Below are 17861 nucleotides of genomic sequence, written 5' to 3' on the forward strand. Positions count from 1 at the left end.
GTTCAAATAATAATATTTAAAAATATAAGAATAAAAAGCTTAATTAATGAATAAATATTATAAGAAACAGTGATAATATGCCCTTTACAAAGGTTGAATATAAAAATACACTATAATTAAAAAAATAAAAAGAAAGCAGAATGCTTTCTTTTTTTGTGTTTTTTTATAGTAAAATAAATGCATTTCGACCATTAAAAATGACATAAAACCGTGTGAGTGTTAATTTATAATATACACAAAGGTTAAAGGGGGTTATGCAATGTATATGGAATATTACATTATAGAAAACCTATTAATAAATTATATTATTATAAGTTGTACTTCTATTCTAACAAAAAAATATAATAGCACTAAAAAAAAATGGATAGGGGCTTTTTTAGGAGTTATATATTGCATAGCATATATTTACCCACAATTAGATATATTATTTACGTTACCGTTTAAAGTATTGATTATGACTCTTATAACACTTGTATCATTTACATATAAAAATAAAAAAGAGTATATAAGCATAGTCCTTGTTTTTTATTTGGTAAACATTTTCATATGTGGAAGTACTTATTTTATAATTTATTTTACAGGTATAAGTCACATCAAAATATCTTTTTTAATAGTTTGTGCATACATAAGTTGTGAATTACTAAAATACATATACAAAGATATAAAAATGCTTAAGCACCTAAAAGAGTTTACAAAAACTATAAATATAAGTTTTCTAGATAATAAGTGTAGTTGTAAAGCACTATTGGATAGTGGTAACTTGTTAAAAGATCCTATGAGTAATAATGATGTTGTTATAGTTAAATCTAGTGAATTAAAGGGGGTATTGCCAGAGTCACTTTTAAGCTATGACTATGAAAATATAGATATTATAAAAGCGGAAGAAATTATAAATTTATTAGATGATGAAATTTCATCTAGAATAAGACTAATTCCATATAAACATGCAGGAAGTAGTAAGGGGAGCATTATATTAGGTATAAAAGCAGACTACATAGAAATAGACGAAAATAAAATAGGTAATATTATATTAGGTATTTCTAATTTTAATGATTCAGAATATGGAGCAATATTAAATCCGAGTATATTACCAGAAGTATAGATAAAATAAATTAAAGGGGGAGACAAAAATGAAATCATTAATATCAAAAGTATATAATAAATTTATATCTATATTAATTAAATTAGGTATAATAAAGCCAAAAGGAATTTACTACATGGGTGGAGTAAATATATTACCACCACCATTAAAATCAGATGAAGAAAGTGAGCTATTACAAAAACTAGAAAATGATGAAAGTGTTAAAACTATTTTAATAGAGCGAAATTTAAGATTAGTAGTATATATATCTAGGAAATTTGAAAATACAGGTATTGATGTAGAGGACTTAATATCTATAGGGACAATCGGTTTAATCAAAGCCGTAAATACATTTAAGCTTAATAAAAATATAAAATTAGCCACATATGCTTCACGATGTATAGAAAACGAGATATTAATGTATCTTAGAAAAAATAATAAAAAGAAAATAGAGGTTTCTTTTGATGAACCTTTAAATGTTGACTTAGATGGTAATGAACTTTTATTATCAGATGTGTTAGGAACTGAAAATGATGAAATATATAAAATTATTGAAGAAGAAATAGATAAAAACTTATTAGTTATGGCACTTGATAGATTATCAGATAGAGAAAAGCAAATTATGGAATTAAGATTTGGATTGACTAGTAGGGGCAGAGAGAGAACTCAAAAAGAAGTTGCTAACATGCTTGGAATATCTCAATCCTACATCTCAAGACTAGAAAAAAAAATAATTTCAAGATTAAAAAAAGAAATGAAAAAATTTGTATAAATAAATAATTGCTTCTTAAAAGTATAAAAATATATGATGTGTAAATAATTTCATATAGATAAAACTTTTAAGAGAGGACTGAAATGTATGCAAATTAATAAAGTTGAAATCTGTGGTGTAAATACATCTGAGCTTCCAGTTCTTAAAAACAACCAAATGATGGAGCTTCTTCTAAAAATAAAAAGTGGAGATGAAGAAGCAAGACAACAATTTGTGAGAGGAAATTTAAGATTAGTTTTAAGTGTAATACAAAAATTTAATAACAGAGGGGAAAACATAGACGATTTATTCCAAATAGGATGCATAGGACTAATAAAAGCTATAGATAATTTTGACTTAAGCCAAAATGTAAGATTCTCAACTTATGCAGTCCCTATGATTATAGGTGAAATAAGACGATATTTAAGAGATAATAATCCTATAAGAGTTAGTAGATCGTTAAAAGACATAGCATATAAAGCGTTACAAGTTAGGGAAAGACTAGTACGAGCTAATGCAAAAGAGCCGACAGTATCAGAAATAGCAAAAGAACTAGAATTAGCAGTAGAAGATGTAGTTGTGGCACTAGATGCAATACAAGATCCTATATCATTATTTGATCCAGTATATCAAGATAATGGAGATGCTATATTCGTAATGGACCAAGTTCAAGATAAAAAAGATACGGATGAAAATTGGTTACAAGAAATAGCATTAAAAGAAGCTATTAAGAAATTAAACAGTAGAGAAAAATTAGTATTAGACTTAAGGTTTTATAAGGGACGAACTCAAATAGAAGTTGCTGATGAGATAGGCATATCTCAAGCTCAGGTATCGAGAATAGAAAAAAATGCATTGAAAAATATGAAAAAATATATATAAAAAGAAATGATAAAAATCGTTGGTAATATATTACCAACGATTTTATTTTTGAATAAAATGGAAAAATTTAATAAAAAATGATATAATTGAGAATATATAAAACTAAATCAAGGAGAAAATTCATGTTGAATCAAGATATAATTTATACTATATTAAGATCATTTCCAGAAAGCATAGCATTAATATTAGCAGGTTTAACTTTATTAGGAATAAAAAAAGATAAGTTTTATGTATTAAAGACAGGAATTGTATTAGCAATTATATCTTATGTAATTAGAAGCTTGCCTATTAGCCTTGGAGTTCATACAGTTTTATATATGATGATAATGGGTGGAATTTTATTTAAGGCATCTGGAGAAAAAATGATAAATACAATTATAGTTACATGCCAGATATGGATAGCATTAGCTTTGAGTGAAGCTATTTATCTTATAATAGCAATAAAAATTTTTAAAATAGCATTTGAAGATTTAGCGAAAACTACAGGCATATATGCAGCTATTACTACGTTACCATCTTTATTAATATTTTCAGCAATAATTTTATTATTTAATAAAATACAAAATAAAATGAAAAAAAAATATATGTAAATTTGATTTTATATTTTGTTAAATTTAATTAGGAGAAAAATATGGGGTTTATAGAAGAGATATCAAAAAATACATCAGAAAAATTAGGAAATAAAACAAATAAAACTGAAGAAGAAAAAGAAGTTCTAAAATATGGATTATTTATAATAATTCATACTAGTTTAGCAATAATATTGACATTTGTTATAGGTATATTAACTAATACGGCACTGGAGATAATGACTATATCTATTGCAGCTGCATGGATGAAGAAATATTCTGGAGGAGTTCATGCAAGTACACCAAATAGGTGCTTGATTATAGGTATAATATTATCGCTTATATTTTCTATTTTAGATATAAAAATAATAATATTTTTAGAAAATGATATATTAGCAACTATATTGTTAGTAGGAATCCTATTATCATATATAATCTTATATTATAAGTGCCCTATAGGCTCAAAGAATAAACCATTAACAAAAGAACATGTTAGAAAAAAATTAAGGAAAAAAGCATTTAAACTAATTAATTTTTACTCAATAATTATATTAATAGGATATGTAGTATATTTGCAAAAAGATATATATATATTAAAAAATATAATTAGTTGCATATGGTTGGGTTTAACTTTACAAGTCTTAGTACTTACCAAATTAGGCCACAAGATAATAATGTCAATCGACTATATTTTAAGTAAGTTTAAGGTATAAGTAAGATATAAAATGTAAGATACTAACATATTCAATTATTTTAGTATAAATAAATAATATAAAAAGGGAGATTTATTATGAATTTTTTATTTGACAGTATATCTAATGCAGTAACTAATGTTTCTATGGGAGCATCTGTATGTTGTGCTATGTGGTTCTTTGAGCCAGAAGTTCCAAAATCTTTAAGAGAAGAATAGTAAAAACTAAAACCATAAGGACTTTTCCTTATGGTTTTAGTTTAATTTAATAAAAGTACTTTAGGTGAGGGATAATGAATAATTTTGAACAAATAAGAAATAAAAGGGTAGCAGATGTAATATTAGCCTTGAAAGTAGTGTACATATTACTTTCGATAGTTTCTATAGTTAGTTATAATAAAATACAAGTAGAAATAAAATATACAGTAGAATTTTACGGGGGCATATGTATAATATCATCAATGATAATTATTTACTTTTCATACATGCATTTGTTTTTTTATAAAAAAGAATGTATATATGATTCTCCTAAAATAGTAGATTTAATAGAAACAATATTTTTTATTATAATCTTTGCTACGGTTGTAATAACAACAGGAGCGCAAGAGAGTTATTATAAACTTATTAGTATATTTATAGTATTAATAGGAGCTATACAGTTTGGAAAAACATACAGTATATGTATAGCTATCTGCTCTTCAATTACTATACTATGCATAGATTATACATATGTTAATTTTAATATGGAGAAAATGAGTCAATATTTTGATAATGATTTAATTTTGATGAGTGCATTACTTATGACAGCATTTATACTTGGAATGTACGTGGATACAGAAAAACAACATAGTGAAGAGTTAAAACAATTAGCGAATAAAGATGAGCTGACAGGATTATATAATCATAGGTATTTTCAAGAATATCTTCAAAATACAATGTTATATACAGAAAAAAATAACAAAGAATTATCTTTATTATTCATGGATATAGACTATTTTAAAATATATAATGATATAAATGGACATCAAGCAGGAGACTTATTACTTAAGCAAATAGGACAAATTCTAAAAAATAGCATAAGACAAGGTGACGTAGTAGCTAGGTATGGAGGCGAAGAATTTGCAGCGATACTTCCAAATACTAGTGAAGAGGATGCTATAGAAGTAGGAGAAATAATTAGAGCATCTATACAAAATACAATATTTAAAGGGCAAGAAAATCAGCCTGATAAAAATATTACTATATCGATAGGTGTATCATCTTATCCAAGAAGAGCAATAAACAAACATCAACTTATAAACACTGCAGATGATGCTTTATATAGAGCAAAGTCATTTAATAAAAATAGAGTAGAATCATATCATAGTGTTTTAGATGATTTATGTAAACAAATGGAGATACCGGAAGATACCATAAAATCTCTAAAAACATTTATTAATATGATAAATTTAAAGGATAAATACACTTATGGACACACTGAAAGAGTTGTAATATATGTAAAATGGTTTGCTTACATGCTTAAATTAAAAGAGGAAGATCAAGCCCAAATTCAAATAGCGGCGTATTTACACGACATAGGTAAATTAGAAATACCAGAAGACGTATTAAATAAAAGAGAAAGACTTACAGACGAAGAATTCCAAATGCTTAAAGATCATCCACAAATAGGGGTAGATTTGATACATCATATAGAACCATTCAAACCATTCATACCGCTCATAAAACATCATCATGAACGATATGATGGAAGAGGTTATCCAAGTGGATTAAAAGGGCAAGAAATACCTTATTTAGCTAAGATGCTTACTATTGCGGATAGCTTTGATGCGATGACTTCTAATAGACCATACAATGTAGCAAAAACTCATGAAGAAGGCATTCAAGAGCTAAGAACAAATTCAGGTACACAATTTGATCCAGAGCTAGTTGAAAAGTTCATTGAAATGTTAGAAAAATATAAAGATATTTTTTAAATATAAAAAAATGGCCTATAAAGGTCATTTTTTTTTGTCCAAGCACATATTTATTTCTAAAGAGGGGGGATTATAATGATAAGAGTATCTGATATAATGGAGAAAGAAATTATAAATGTTAAGAATGGAAAAAGAATGGGTTTTATAACGGATATAGATATGGATATAAACGAAGGGAAGATAATGTCATTCACTATAACTGGAGATGGAGGAAGAGGATTATTTTCTAGAGGTGGTGAAGGACAAGTCATATTCTTTAATGATATACTAAAAATAGGATGTGACACTATAATAGTAAATATAGGATCAGAGCTTAACATAGACGAATTTAATATATAGCTAACTAAGGAGGAAAAGAACGTGCAATGCCCTTATTGTAATTATAAAGAGTCTAAAGTAATAGACTCAAGACATACCGATAGTAAGTCGGTTAGAAGAAGAAGAGAATGTGAATCATGTAGAAAAAGATTTACAACTTATGAAAAAATAGAAACAACGCCAATAATGGTTATAAAAAAAGATGATAGTAGAGAGTATTTTGATGGTGAAAAAATAAAAAATGGTATACTAAAATCTTGCGAAAAAAGACCTGTATCACTAGAACAAATTGAGGATATAGTAGCTTATATTGAAAATGAAATAAATAAATTTTACATATCAGAGATAGAAACGCAAAAAATAGGTGAAATGGTTATGGATAAATTGAAAGATGTAGATGAAGTAGCATATGTAAGATTTGCGTCTGTGTACAGACAATTCAAAGACATAAATACATTTGTAGTAGAATTAAAAAACATACTGATGGAAAAGGGAGACTAATATGACTAATTTTATAAATGTTAAACAAATAAAAGAAAATATAGACTTCGTAAACCTAGCAGTAACACTGAAAAATATAGATGCGAAATCTAAAGAAGATATGCTAAAAGTATGTGAAGAAGGAAAATTCACGATTGAGAATTTAACAAGCAATGTACAAATTCATTCAGATATAGTTAATATCGTAGATGAAAATAATATAGGACAAAAAAAAGATGGAGATGCACTAATAACTAATGTAAAAGATGTACCTCTATTGATATTTACAGCAGATTGCGTGCCTATAGCTATTATAGATAAAAAGAATAAAGCAATAGGACTAGCGCATGCAGGTTGGAGAGGAACATATGAAAAAATAACTAAAAAGGTTATAGAAAGTATGACTACAAATTATAATACAAATGTAGAAGATGTTGTATGTGTAATAGGTCCATCCATAGGACCATGTTGTTATGAAGTATCAAAAGAATTAATTGAAAAATTTAACACAATTCTTACAAACAATGAAGAAAGATTTTATATAATAGAAGGAAGCAAGTATTATTTAGATTTATGGAAAGTTAATGAATATATATTAAAATGTGCTGGTGTAAAAAAAGAAAATATAATTAATTTAAACATATGTACCAGCTGTAGATGTGAAGAATTCCATTCTTATAGAAAACATGATAAAACTCCGAATAGAATAGGAATGATACTAGAGATAAAATAGAGAGGAGATTAGCCAAAGATGAAAATTAAAGTGCTTGTTATAGATGATGAAATACACATAGTAGAGCTTCTTAAATTTAACTTAGAAATGTCTGGTTATGAAGTAGAATACGAATATGATGGCGTAGATGGATATATAAAAGCGAAAGAAATTAAACCGGACCTAATCCTTTTAGATTGGATGCTTCCGAATATAAGTGGAATTGATGTATTGAAAAAGGTTAGAAATAATAAAGATTTAAGCCAAATACCTGTAATAATGTTAACTGCAAAAAACATGGAAAATGATAAAATAGAAGGTCTTGAAATAGGTGCAGATGATTATATAACCAAACCCTTTAGTATAAAGGAACTATTAGCAAGGATAAGTACAATACTAAGAAGATGCAATGTAAATGCTCAACAAGGTGAGGTTATATTAACAAGTGGAAATTTAAAAGTAGATTTATGCAAGCATGAAGTACATAAAGGCGCAGAAAAGATAGAATTAACTCTCAAAGAATTTGAATTATTAAAGTTATTGCTAGAGAATAAAGGCAAAGTTCTTTCTAGAAATCATCTATTAGATAAAATATGGGGATATGAATACTATGGTGAAACTAGAACTGTAGATGTTCATATTAGATATTTAAGGAAGAAGATAGAGGATGATAGTACTGAAGAAAAATATATTCAAACTATAAGAGGTGTTGGATACAAAATTGACTAGAATAAATATATTTAGGAGAACTATTTATGGAAGAATTAACAACGATAAGTTTCTTTATTGTATTAGTATCAGTAATAGTTGCAATACTATCCATTAGATATACATTAAGATTGAGACGATATTTAGAAGAATTTATTTATGTTTCTAAAAAAATAAGTAATAAAGAATTTCAATCAAGATTAAATATATCAGCAAACGGAGAGCTAGGTGAATTGGCTAAGAATTTTAATGAAATGATAGACATAATGGATAGTACGATTAGTGAAGTTGAAGATAGTCACCTTCAAATGACATCTATATTAAAAAGTATATCTCACGGGATTTTAGCAGTAGATATAGACGGAAATATAATGTTAATAAATGAAGAAGCTAAAAGAATGCTAAAGTGTGACTGTGATAAACCAATAGAAGGTACAAATGTCAACATACTAATAAATGAAGAAAAACTAATTAAAGAAATAGTTTCTTTTAAAGGATCAAAGGAAAACAAAATTAAGGAACTTAGAATAAATGATGATTTAGTATATAAAATTAGTTTAGACCCGATATATCTTCAAGATATTAACAATATAATAATAGGTTCTATCATTAATATACAGGATATAACAGAAAAAGTTAGACTAGAAAATATGAGAAGTGATTTTGTAGCCAATGTAAGCCATGAACTTAAAACACCTTTAACATCAATAAGTGGTTTTGTAGAAACTTTAAAGCTGAATGAAAATATAGATCAAAATACAAGAAATAGATTTTTAGATATTATAGAAAGTGAATCTGATCGATTAAAGAGACTTATTGATGATATACTGTTATTATCATTTATAGAAAATAAGGATAATGTGTTAGTAGATAGTGTTAGTATATATGAAGCCTTTATAGAAGTTTATGATATGACTGCTTATATAGCAAAATCAAAAAATATAAAATTAACATATGAGTTTAGCGATAAGTCTATAAGAGTATTTTCAAATAGAGATTATATAAAACAAGTATTTTTAAATCTGATAGATAATGCAATAAAATATACACCAGAAAATAAGAATGTTAATGTTAATGTTAGTGTAGAAAAAAACTCAATTATAATTACAGTAAAAGACGAAGGTGTAGGAATACCACAAGAAGATATAGATCGTATATTTGAACGATTCTATAGGGTTGATAAGGCTAGAAGTAGAGATGTGGGTGGAACGGGTCTAGGATTGGCTATTATTAAACACATAGTCAAGTCTCTAGGTGGAAGAATAAATGTAAAAAGTGAATTATCAAAAGGTAGTGAATTCATTGTTACCTTACCTCAAAAAAATTTCCTTGAATAAAGGAGATTTTTTTTTGTTTTTGCGCAAACTAATACCATAAAATTTAAAAAGTATAATTATAGATTTCTATAAAATCAAAAGGAGTTGAGCAAATGGGAGAAGATGTATTAAGACAAGCTTTATTTAGACATTCATTTATAGTAGCAATGGTTTTAGGGATACTATGCAGAGCGATTGTATTAAGAGTAACTGATAAGCAATACCCAACAAGACCTCAAGACTATCTAGAACAAATAATAACATCAGGTTTAGCGGCATCATTAGGGGCAATAGCACTACCTGCCCTTATGGATAAGGAATTTTCAGCTTTAACTTTTTTTGCTATTGCAATTCAGCAATTTCAAGGTTTAGCAGAACAAGAAAGAATAACATTAGAAAATATTGATGGTGATGAAATTGTACCAAAGGGATCTTCATATGTAGAAGAAATTGCATCTACATATGAAGCTAGAAGTTATATAAGTTTATTATCTTCATTGGTAGCATCTGGTTTATTTATACTATGCTCTAATAGATTTAAATTTGGATTTGTATTATGCACAATAGTAGCAACAATAGGAGCTTGTATTGTAGGTCTATTAATAAGACGATATTTAAGAAGAGATAGTATAGGAGATATAGCTGATATATACCCAGCTAAAATACATTTTAATGAATCGATATTAAAAGTAAATGATGTAGATATAGCTAGCATAGGATTAAAAGATACAAGAAAAAGATATTTAAAAGAGGCTATAGCCATAGAAATTGTACCTAAAAGTATAGGAGATTTTGGAATAATAAGTGATATAGGGCAAAGGCAAGCTATACTACATAATATATTTATACATATGGGAATAAATAAAGATGTGGATGAAAAAGATATTTTAACAATATCTAAAATGAATTTAAATAAGCATACGATTGTAATACCCTATATACCTATAATGAAAGATATAAACACAATGATAGAAGTGGCAAAAAGTACTCCTATTATAGAAAATGCAAAAAGTAAAAATAGTGACTATGGGAAAAGTGTATAACTTAAAGAAGAGGTGATATAGTGGACAGAGTATTTTTAGTGGCATTAAGTATAGGTATGTTATCAAGGATTATAATGTTAAATTTAGATAAAAAGCAATATCCCACACAACCTAATACATTATTAACTCAAATGGTATTAGCATTAATAGCTTCAGCATTAGGAGCGTTAGTAGTACCTGCATTAATAGCAAAATCATATACTTCAATAACATTTTTATCATTAGCAGCAGAGCAATTTAGAAAAGTTAGAGAAAATAGAAGAAATACACTTCAAAACTTAGAAGATATACAACTTGTAAAAAGAGGAAGTGCATTTATAGAAGAAGTTGCTAGAACATATGAAGTGAGAAATTATATGTGTATATTAACGTCATTTACAACAATAGCTCTATACTATCTATTAGTCAAAGATTTTAATGTAACTCCAAATGTAAGTCTAGCAGTAAGTACAGTTTGGGGGATAACATTAGCATTGTTACTTAAAAAATTACTTACTAGAAAATGTATTGCAGATATAGCGGATGTTCGTGAAGTTAATATAAGCTTTGTGGATGAATCTATAATGCAAGTTGGAGACTTAAAAGGAATAACTAATATAGGATTAAAAAGTGAAAGAGAAAGATATATTTCTAGAGGAGTAGGTATAGAAATAATACCTAAAGATAAAAATTATACTAATGCGAGTATATTATATAATCCAGGTCAAAGACAAGCTATAGTATATAATATATATTCAAGAATGGGGATTCTTAGAGAAGATAATGAACCAGCATTTGTTCCTCTTCCAAGAAGAAATCCTAAAACGGAAAGTATAATGTTAGCGTATGTACCAATAGAAAAAGATGCACAAAAGGTAATAGAGGCAATAAAATCATGTCCTATTCTTGCTAGTTCTAAAGGTAACAACTTATCTATCCAATATAAAATAGGCGAGAAGGGAGGTGTATAAAATGGGAAGTAACATGGGTTTAACAGAATATACATTGGCTATAGTAACAACAGATAAAAATATGCAACATGGTGGAGGTTGTCCTATATTTTATGCTGATAACGAAAAAGATTTACAACATAAAGCTATGTTAATGGCAAAGAGTGTTGGTGGTATGGTTCATGATATGACAAATGGAACTTTAATTATAGTTAAACATTAAAAGGTACCTATAGGTACCTTTTGACTTATAGGGAATATTGACTATTTTTATCAAAACATGGTATTATAATATGATGTATTTACTAAAGAAAAGTGGTGACAATGTATGGAAGTAAATGTTAAAAATATAAATAACATAATAAGTAAAGTATATAAGGACAGTATTGCAGAAGAAATAGGTATAGAAGTTGATGACTTACTTATTTCGGTAAATGATCAAGCAATACATGATATAATAGAGTATAGATTTTTATTAAGTGATGAATACTTAGAAGTTGAGATACAAAAAATCAATGGAGAAGTATACGTATATGAAATAGAAAAGGACTATGATGAAGATTTAGGAATCGAATTTACAAATCCAATAATAGATAAAGCTAAAAGCTGTAGAAATAAATGTGTATTTTGTTTTATAGACCAGCTACCAGAGGGAATGAGGGAAACTCTTTATTTTAAAGATGATGATTCAAGACTATCATTTTTACAAGGAAACTTTGTAACTCTAACAAACATGAGTGAAGACGATATAAATAATATCATAAAATATAGGATAAGCCCTATAAACATATCTGTTCATACTACAAATCCAGAACTTAGACAAACAATGATAAAAAATAAGTTTGCAGGTGAATTATATAGTATAATGAAGCGTCTAGCAGATGCTAAAATTCAAATGAATTGCCAGATAGTATTATGTCCAGGGTATAATGATAAAGAAGAACTGACAAGAACAATAAAAGATTTAGAAACATTATATCCATACGTAAATAGTGCAGCAATTGTTCCAGTAGGGATAACTAAACACAGAGGACATTTACCTAATTTAGAAATATTTAATGAAAAAACTGCAAATCAAACAATAGATCAAGTACATGAACTTCAAAAGATGTATTTAGAAAAAAGAGAAACTAGATTTGCATTTTTATCAGATGAATTTTATATAATGGCTAATAGAAAATTATTAGAATATGATGAATATGAAGGTTTTATACAATTTGAAAATGGTGTAGGTATGATAAGTAAATTAGAAAGAGAAATACAAAATCATTTAAAAAGACTGTCTAAAGACCAAATTTCAAAGAAAAAAAAAGTTTCTATAGCAACGGGACATTCATCATTTGAATTTATAAAAAAGATGTCTAAAGAAATAATGGATGTATGTCCAAATATGCAAATAAGTGTATATAAAATAAAAAATAATTTCTTTGGAGAAACAATAACTGTATCAGGGCTTATAACAGCCACAGATATAATAGAACAATTAAAGAATCAAGATTTAGGTGAAACTTTATATATTCCAAGAAATATGCTTAAGTCAGATGAAGAAATATTCTTAGATAATATAACTTTAGAAGAATTAAATAAAACTATGAACCTTGAAATTGTGCCATGTTTAAATGAGGGTCACGATTTTGTAGATAAAATCTTAAAATAAGAAAGGAGATTATTATGAGTGATAATAGACCGATAGTAGCAGTAGTAGGAAGACCCAATGTTGGTAAATCGACATTATTTAATAAATTAGCAGGAAGAAGGATATCTATAGTAGAAGATACTCCAGGAGTAACTAGAGATAGAATATTTACAGAGGTAGAGTGGTTAAATAGATACTTTACATTAATAGATACAGGAGGTATAGAACCAGAAAGTGGAGATATAATGTTATCTCACATGAGAAATCAAGCTATGCTTGCTATGGATATGGCCCACATTATACTTTTTGTAGTTGATGGAAAATCAGGTTTAACACCAGCAGATAGAGAAGTAGCTCAAATACTTAGAAAAACAAAAAAGCCAGTAATACTAGTAGTTAACAAGATAGATAGCCAAAGTCAATTTGATAATGTATATGATTTCTATGAATTAGGATTAGGAATGCCATTTGCGATATCAAGTGCTAATAGTATGGGTCTTGGAGATTTATTAGATGAAGTTATTCAGAATTTCCCAGAAGGATTAAACACTGAGTATGACGAAGATATGATAAGAGTAGCTATAACTGGTAAGCCAAACGCTGGTAAAAGTTCTATACTTAATAATATATTAGGTGAAGAAAGAGTTATAGTAAGTCCTATTGCAGGAACTACTAGAGATGCAGTCGATACTTACTTAGAAAGAGATGGACAAAAATATCTTCTTATAGATACAGCAGGTTTAAGAAGAAAAAGTAAAATATATGAAGCAGTAGAAAAATATAGTGTAATAAGATCTATGGCAGCTGTAGATAGAGCAGATGTAGTACTTATAGTAATAGATGCTTCAGAAGGGTTTACAGAGCAAGATACAAAAGTTGCAGGTATAGCTCATGATGAAGGTAAAGCATGTGTATTTGTAATCAATAAATGGGACTTAGTAGAAAAAGATAATAAAACTTTAGGTAATTTCACTAAAGAAGTAAAAGAAAAGTTCCCGTTCATGATGTATGCACCAGTTATATTTATTTCTGCAAAAACTAACCAAAGAATGAATAAGGTGTTAGAAATAGCTAAATATGTAGCAAGTGAGCATGCAAAGAGAGTATCAACTTCAGCATTAAATGATGTAATAGGTGAAGCTGTAATGCTAAACCAACCACCATCAGATAAAGGAAAGAGATTAAAGATTTACTATGGATCTCAAACTGGAGTTAAGCCACCTAAGTTTACATTATTTATAAATAGTAAAGATTTAACTCACTTCTCATATCAAAGATATCTTGAAAATAAGATAAGAGAAAACTTTGGATTTGAAGGAACGCCTGTACAATTTGAGTACAGAGAAAAAAATAGAAAATAATAGTGCTTCTTAAGGGAGGTTAATATGCTTAGCTATATAATAATTATTATAATCGCATATCTTTTAGGAAATATATCAACATCTTATATAGTTGCTAAAAGATTAGCAGGCGTAGATATAAGAACTCAAGGATCTGGAAATGCAGGCTCTACAAATGTACTTAGAACCTTTGGAAAAAAAGCAGGTGCAATGACATTTGCAGGAGATTTGGTTAAAGGCATGATTGCTGTATTAGTAGCTAGGTTAATAGCTAACTTTGCAGGGCTAGATGTAGTTACAGCTGGATATATAGCAGTGGTAGGTGTAGTCTGTGGACATAACTGGCCGATACTTCTAGGTTTTAGAGGTGGCAAGGGTGTTGCAACTTCTTTTGGAGCTATGATAGCAGTAAATCCTATAATTGCATTAATTTGCTTTGGAGCATTTTTATTTATAGTAACAATTACAAAATATGTATCACTAGGATCTATACTTGGGATATGTATGTCACCTATAGTCATGATTTTAGTGCAAAATAAAAAAGGTATCTTAGTTACATTATTTTTAACTGCGTCAGTTATATATACTCACAGAGAAAATATAAAGAGATTATTAAATGGTAGCGAAAGAAAGATAGGACAAAAGAAACAATAATTTTAGCATGGTTAGGTGGTATTTAAGATGGAAAAAATATGTGTATTAGGAGCTGGAAGTTGGGGCAGTGCATTAGCACTAGTTCTAGCAAAAAAAGGCTATGAAGTAAGCATGTGGACCTTAAATGAAGAGCAAGCTAATAAAATAAATAAGACAAGAGAAAATATAGATTATTTACCTGGAATTCTATTTCCAAGTAACATAACATTAACTACAGATATAGAAAAAGCTGTTGTAGATAGTGAAATAATAGTTTTAGCAGTTCCATCGCAAGCTATAAGAAGTGTATCTAAACAAATAAAACCATTTGTAAAAGATGAACAAATATTAGTAGATGTTGCAAAAGGACTTGAAAAAGGAAGTGGACTTAGATTATCAGAAGTTTGTAATCAGGAATTACCTAATAATCCATATGTAACTTTATCAGGACCTTCTCATGCAGAAGAAGTTGCAAAGGACATCCCAACTACAGTGGTAGTAGCATCACAAGATTTAAAAGTAGCTCAGATTGTGCAAGATGTATTTATGAGTCCTAAATTTAGAGTTTACACTAATCCTGATATAGTAGGAGTAGAACTTGGAGGAGCCTTAAAAAATATCATAGCTTTTGGAGCAGGTATATGTGATGGGCTGGGTTATGGAGATAACGCTAAAGCGGCTTTAATGACTAGAGGAATTAGTGAAATTGGAAGGCTTGGTTCAGCAATGGGAGCAAATTTATCTACATTTGCAGGTCTTTCAGGTATTGGAGATTTAATAGTTACTTGTACCAGTATGCACAGTAGAAATAGAAGAGCTGGGATACTTATAGGGCAAGGTAAAAATTTAGAGGAAACTCTTGAAGAAGTAAAGATGGTAGTTGAAGGTATAACTGCAACAGAAGTAGCATATGAAGTTGCTAAAGAATTAAACATAGATATGCCTATAACTAATGCTATATATTCTGTATTACATAATGGATCAAATCCAAATGAAGTAGTAATAGAATTAATGATGAGGAATAAGACTCATGAAATGGAAGAAGTAGTAGATGAAAAGCTAGGATTTTAATCCTAGCTTTTTTTGTTGCGCTAAATAAAATTTAAAATTAGTAATAATAGTCCAAAAACTAAAATATAATTTATTAATAAACTAGATGCAGGAGGGGAATTTAATGAACAACATATATGAGGACATAGCAAAAAGAACTCAAGGAGATATATATATTGGTGTAGTTGGACCTGTAAGAACAGGTAAGTCTACATTCATAAGAAAATTCATGGAAAAGTTGGTGTTGCCAAACATAGAAAATGAATTTAAAAGAGAGAGAACAAAAGATGAAATACCTCAAAGTGGGTCAGGTAAAACAATAATGACAGTAGAGCCAAAGTTTGTTCCAGCTGACGGAGTAGAAATAAAAATAAGAGACACAGTATCTTTGAAAATTAGAATGGTTGACTGCGTAGGGTACATAGTAGATGGAGCGTTAGGACATGAAGAAGACGGTAAACAAAGACTTGTTTCTACTCCATGGTCACAAGAAGCTATGACGTTTGAAAAAGCCGCAGAGATAGGAACTAAAAAAGTTATAAGAGATCATTCTACATTAGGAATAGTAGTTTTAACAGATGGTTCTGTAACTGGAATAGAGAGAAAGAGTTATCTTTCGGCTGAGGAAAGAGTTATAAGTGAATTACAAGCATTGAATAAACCATTTGCTATTGTTTTAAATACATTAGATCCTGATAGTGAAGAAACAGAACTTTTAAGAGCAGAACTAGAAGAAAAGTATAATGCTCCAATAGTTCCATTAAATGTTCTTGCTATGGATGAAGAAGACATAGAAAACGTAATGGAAACTGTACTTTATGACTTCCCATTAAATGAAATAAGAATAAACTTACCAGAGTGGGTAGAGGGATTAGAGAGAAATCATTGGATTAAAAGTAATATAATATTCACATTAAAACAAAGTATAGAAGAAATAGGTAAAATAAGAGATATAGGTAGTATAGTAGAAGGATTTTCCGAGTTAGAATTCTTAGAAGATGCAGAAGTAGATAATGTAGAGCTTGGAGAAGGTGTTATAAGTATAGATTTAACTGCGAAACAAGGATTATTCTACAATGTATTAGAAGAAAAAAGTGGCTTTAAAATAGAAGGAGATCATCAATTATTAAGTCTTATAACTAAGTTATCAAGAGTTAAAAATGAGTATGATAAAATAGAAGATGCATTAATGGATGCTAAGACAAAAGGATATGGTGTTGTAGCTCCATCTCTAGAAGAACTTAGTTTAGAAGAACCAGAAATAATAAAACAAGGAAAACAATATGGTATTAAGTTAAGAGCTAATGCTCCGTCGCTTCATATAATAAAAGCGGATATATCAACTGAAATATCTCCAATAGTAGGAAGTCAAAATCAAGGTGAAGAAATGGTAAAATATCTTCAAGAAGAATTTGAACAAAATCCTAGCGAGATATGGGATTCAAATATGTTTGGGAAATCTTTACATGACTTAGTTAAAGAACAATTACAAAGTAAGTTATATACAATGCCAGAAGAAATAAGAGTGAAGATACAAAAAACTTTACAAAAAATTATAAATGAAGGCAGCATGAATATAATAACTATTTTATTATAGATCTTGGATAAGAAAGATTAATTTTAAAGCATATAAAAATTAATCTTTTTTATTTACTAATATTAAATTTAAAATGAATAAAAAGTTTTATAAATATAATATTCAGAAAATTCTAAAAAATAAAAGGGGAATTATATATTTTGTTGAATTAG

At 28.1% G+C, this 17861-nt stretch carries 20 protein-coding genes; all 20 read left to right on the plus strand.

The annotated features are described in order from the left end of the window. Positions 1–265: 265 nt before the first annotated feature. Positions 266–1102, plus strand: a complete 837-nt coding sequence (locus tag AC11VW_RS02495; RefSeq protein ID WP_484299811.1) for a sigma-E processing peptidase SpoIIGA — start codon at positions 266–268, stop codon at positions 1100–1102. A gap of 28 nt (positions 1103–1130) precedes the next feature. After that, entirely contained in the window at positions 1131–1853 is a 723-nt protein-coding gene (sigE, locus tag AC11VW_RS02500) for an RNA polymerase sporulation sigma factor SigE (RefSeq protein ID WP_484299812.1), read from the plus strand. Positions 1854–1940: 87 nt separating this feature from the next. Then, the gene (gene sigG, locus AC11VW_RS02505; protein ID WP_484299813.1) at positions 1941–2714 is read left to right on the plus strand and encodes an RNA polymerase sporulation sigma factor SigG; all 774 of its coding nucleotides are present in this window, start codon (positions 1941–1943) and stop codon (positions 2712–2714) included. A gap of 122 nt (positions 2715–2836) precedes the next feature. Next, complete coding sequence (locus tag AC11VW_RS02510) at positions 2837–3304, plus strand: hypothetical protein (RefSeq protein ID WP_484299814.1); 468 nt, start codon at positions 2837–2839, stop codon at positions 3302–3304. A gap of 41 nt (positions 3305–3345) precedes the next feature. Further along, positions 3346–3996, plus strand: a complete 651-nt coding sequence (locus AC11VW_RS02515) for an accessory gene regulator ArgB-like protein (protein ID WP_484299815.1) — start codon at positions 3346–3348, stop codon at positions 3994–3996. 77 nt (positions 3997–4073) lie between these two features. Then, entirely contained in the window at positions 4074–4193 is a 120-nt protein-coding gene (locus AC11VW_RS02520; RefSeq protein WP_484299816.1) for a cyclic lactone autoinducer peptide, read from the plus strand. 74 nt (positions 4194–4267) lie between these two features. Then, positions 4268–5947: a bifunctional diguanylate cyclase/phosphohydrolase gene (locus AC11VW_RS02525; RefSeq protein WP_484299817.1), complete on the plus strand. Its 1680-nt coding sequence runs from the start codon at positions 4268–4270 to the stop codon at positions 5945–5947. Between the two features lie 75 nt (positions 5948–6022). Then, positions 6023–6286: a YlmC/YmxH family sporulation protein gene (locus AC11VW_RS02530; RefSeq protein WP_484299818.1), complete on the plus strand. Its 264-nt coding sequence runs from the start codon at positions 6023–6025 to the stop codon at positions 6284–6286. A gap of 21 nt (positions 6287–6307) precedes the next feature. Then, the gene (gene nrdR / locus AC11VW_RS02535; RefSeq protein ID WP_484299819.1) at positions 6308–6766 is read left to right on the plus strand and encodes a transcriptional regulator NrdR; all 459 of its coding nucleotides are present in this window, start codon (positions 6308–6310) and stop codon (positions 6764–6766) included. Position 6767: 1 nt separating this feature from the next. Continuing rightward, complete coding sequence (gene pgeF, locus AC11VW_RS02540; protein ID WP_484299820.1) at positions 6768–7478, plus strand: peptidoglycan editing factor PgeF; 711 nt, start codon at positions 6768–6770, stop codon at positions 7476–7478. Positions 7479–7496: 18 nt separating this feature from the next. Next, the gene (locus tag AC11VW_RS02545) at positions 7497–8186 is read left to right on the plus strand and encodes a winged helix-turn-helix domain-containing protein (RefSeq protein ID WP_484299821.1); all 690 of its coding nucleotides are present in this window, start codon (positions 7497–7499) and stop codon (positions 8184–8186) included. Between the two features lie 26 nt (positions 8187–8212). Next, entirely contained in the window at positions 8213–9502 is a 1290-nt protein-coding gene (locus AC11VW_RS02550) for an ATP-binding protein (protein WP_484299822.1), read from the plus strand. A 92-nt stretch (positions 9503–9594) separates the two neighbouring features. Then, positions 9595–10524 carry a YIEGIA domain-containing protein gene (locus tag AC11VW_RS02555; protein ID WP_484299823.1) on the plus strand — a complete coding sequence of 310 codons (930 nt, stop codon included), beginning with the start codon at positions 9595–9597 and terminating at the stop codon, positions 10522–10524. Between the two features lie 20 nt (positions 10525–10544). Then, positions 10545–11474 carry a YIEGIA domain-containing protein gene (locus tag AC11VW_RS02560; RefSeq protein ID WP_484299824.1) on the plus strand — a complete coding sequence of 310 codons (930 nt, stop codon included), beginning with the start codon at positions 10545–10547 and terminating at the stop codon, positions 11472–11474. 1 nt (position 11475) lies between these two features. Beyond that, entirely contained in the window at positions 11476–11676 is a 201-nt protein-coding gene (locus AC11VW_RS02565) for a capping complex subunit for YIEGIA (protein WP_484299825.1), read from the plus strand. Positions 11677–11781: 105 nt separating this feature from the next. Next, entirely contained in the window at positions 11782–13110 is a 1329-nt protein-coding gene (locus AC11VW_RS02570; RefSeq protein WP_484299826.1) for a DUF512 domain-containing protein, read from the plus strand. A 14-nt stretch (positions 13111–13124) separates the two neighbouring features. After that, a complete protein-coding gene (der, locus tag AC11VW_RS02575) occupies positions 13125–14450 on the plus strand; it encodes a ribosome biogenesis GTPase Der (RefSeq protein ID WP_484299827.1) in 1326 nt (441 codons plus the stop codon). Positions 14451–14474: 24 nt separating this feature from the next. Further along, positions 14475–15083: a glycerol-3-phosphate 1-O-acyltransferase PlsY gene (gene plsY / locus AC11VW_RS02580; protein WP_484299828.1), complete on the plus strand. Its 609-nt coding sequence runs from the start codon at positions 14475–14477 to the stop codon at positions 15081–15083. Between the two features lie 27 nt (positions 15084–15110). Next, entirely contained in the window at positions 15111–16133 is a 1023-nt protein-coding gene (locus AC11VW_RS02585; RefSeq protein ID WP_484299829.1) for an NAD(P)H-dependent glycerol-3-phosphate dehydrogenase, read from the plus strand. A 103-nt stretch (positions 16134–16236) separates the two neighbouring features. After that, positions 16237–17709 (plus strand): stage IV sporulation protein A, encoded by a 1473-nt coding sequence (gene spoIVA / locus AC11VW_RS02590; protein WP_484299830.1) that lies wholly within the window; start codon positions 16237–16239, stop codon positions 17707–17709. Positions 17710–17861 lie beyond the last annotated feature (152 nt).

The sequence above is a fragment of the Romboutsia sp. genome (genome assembly GCF_056995035.1).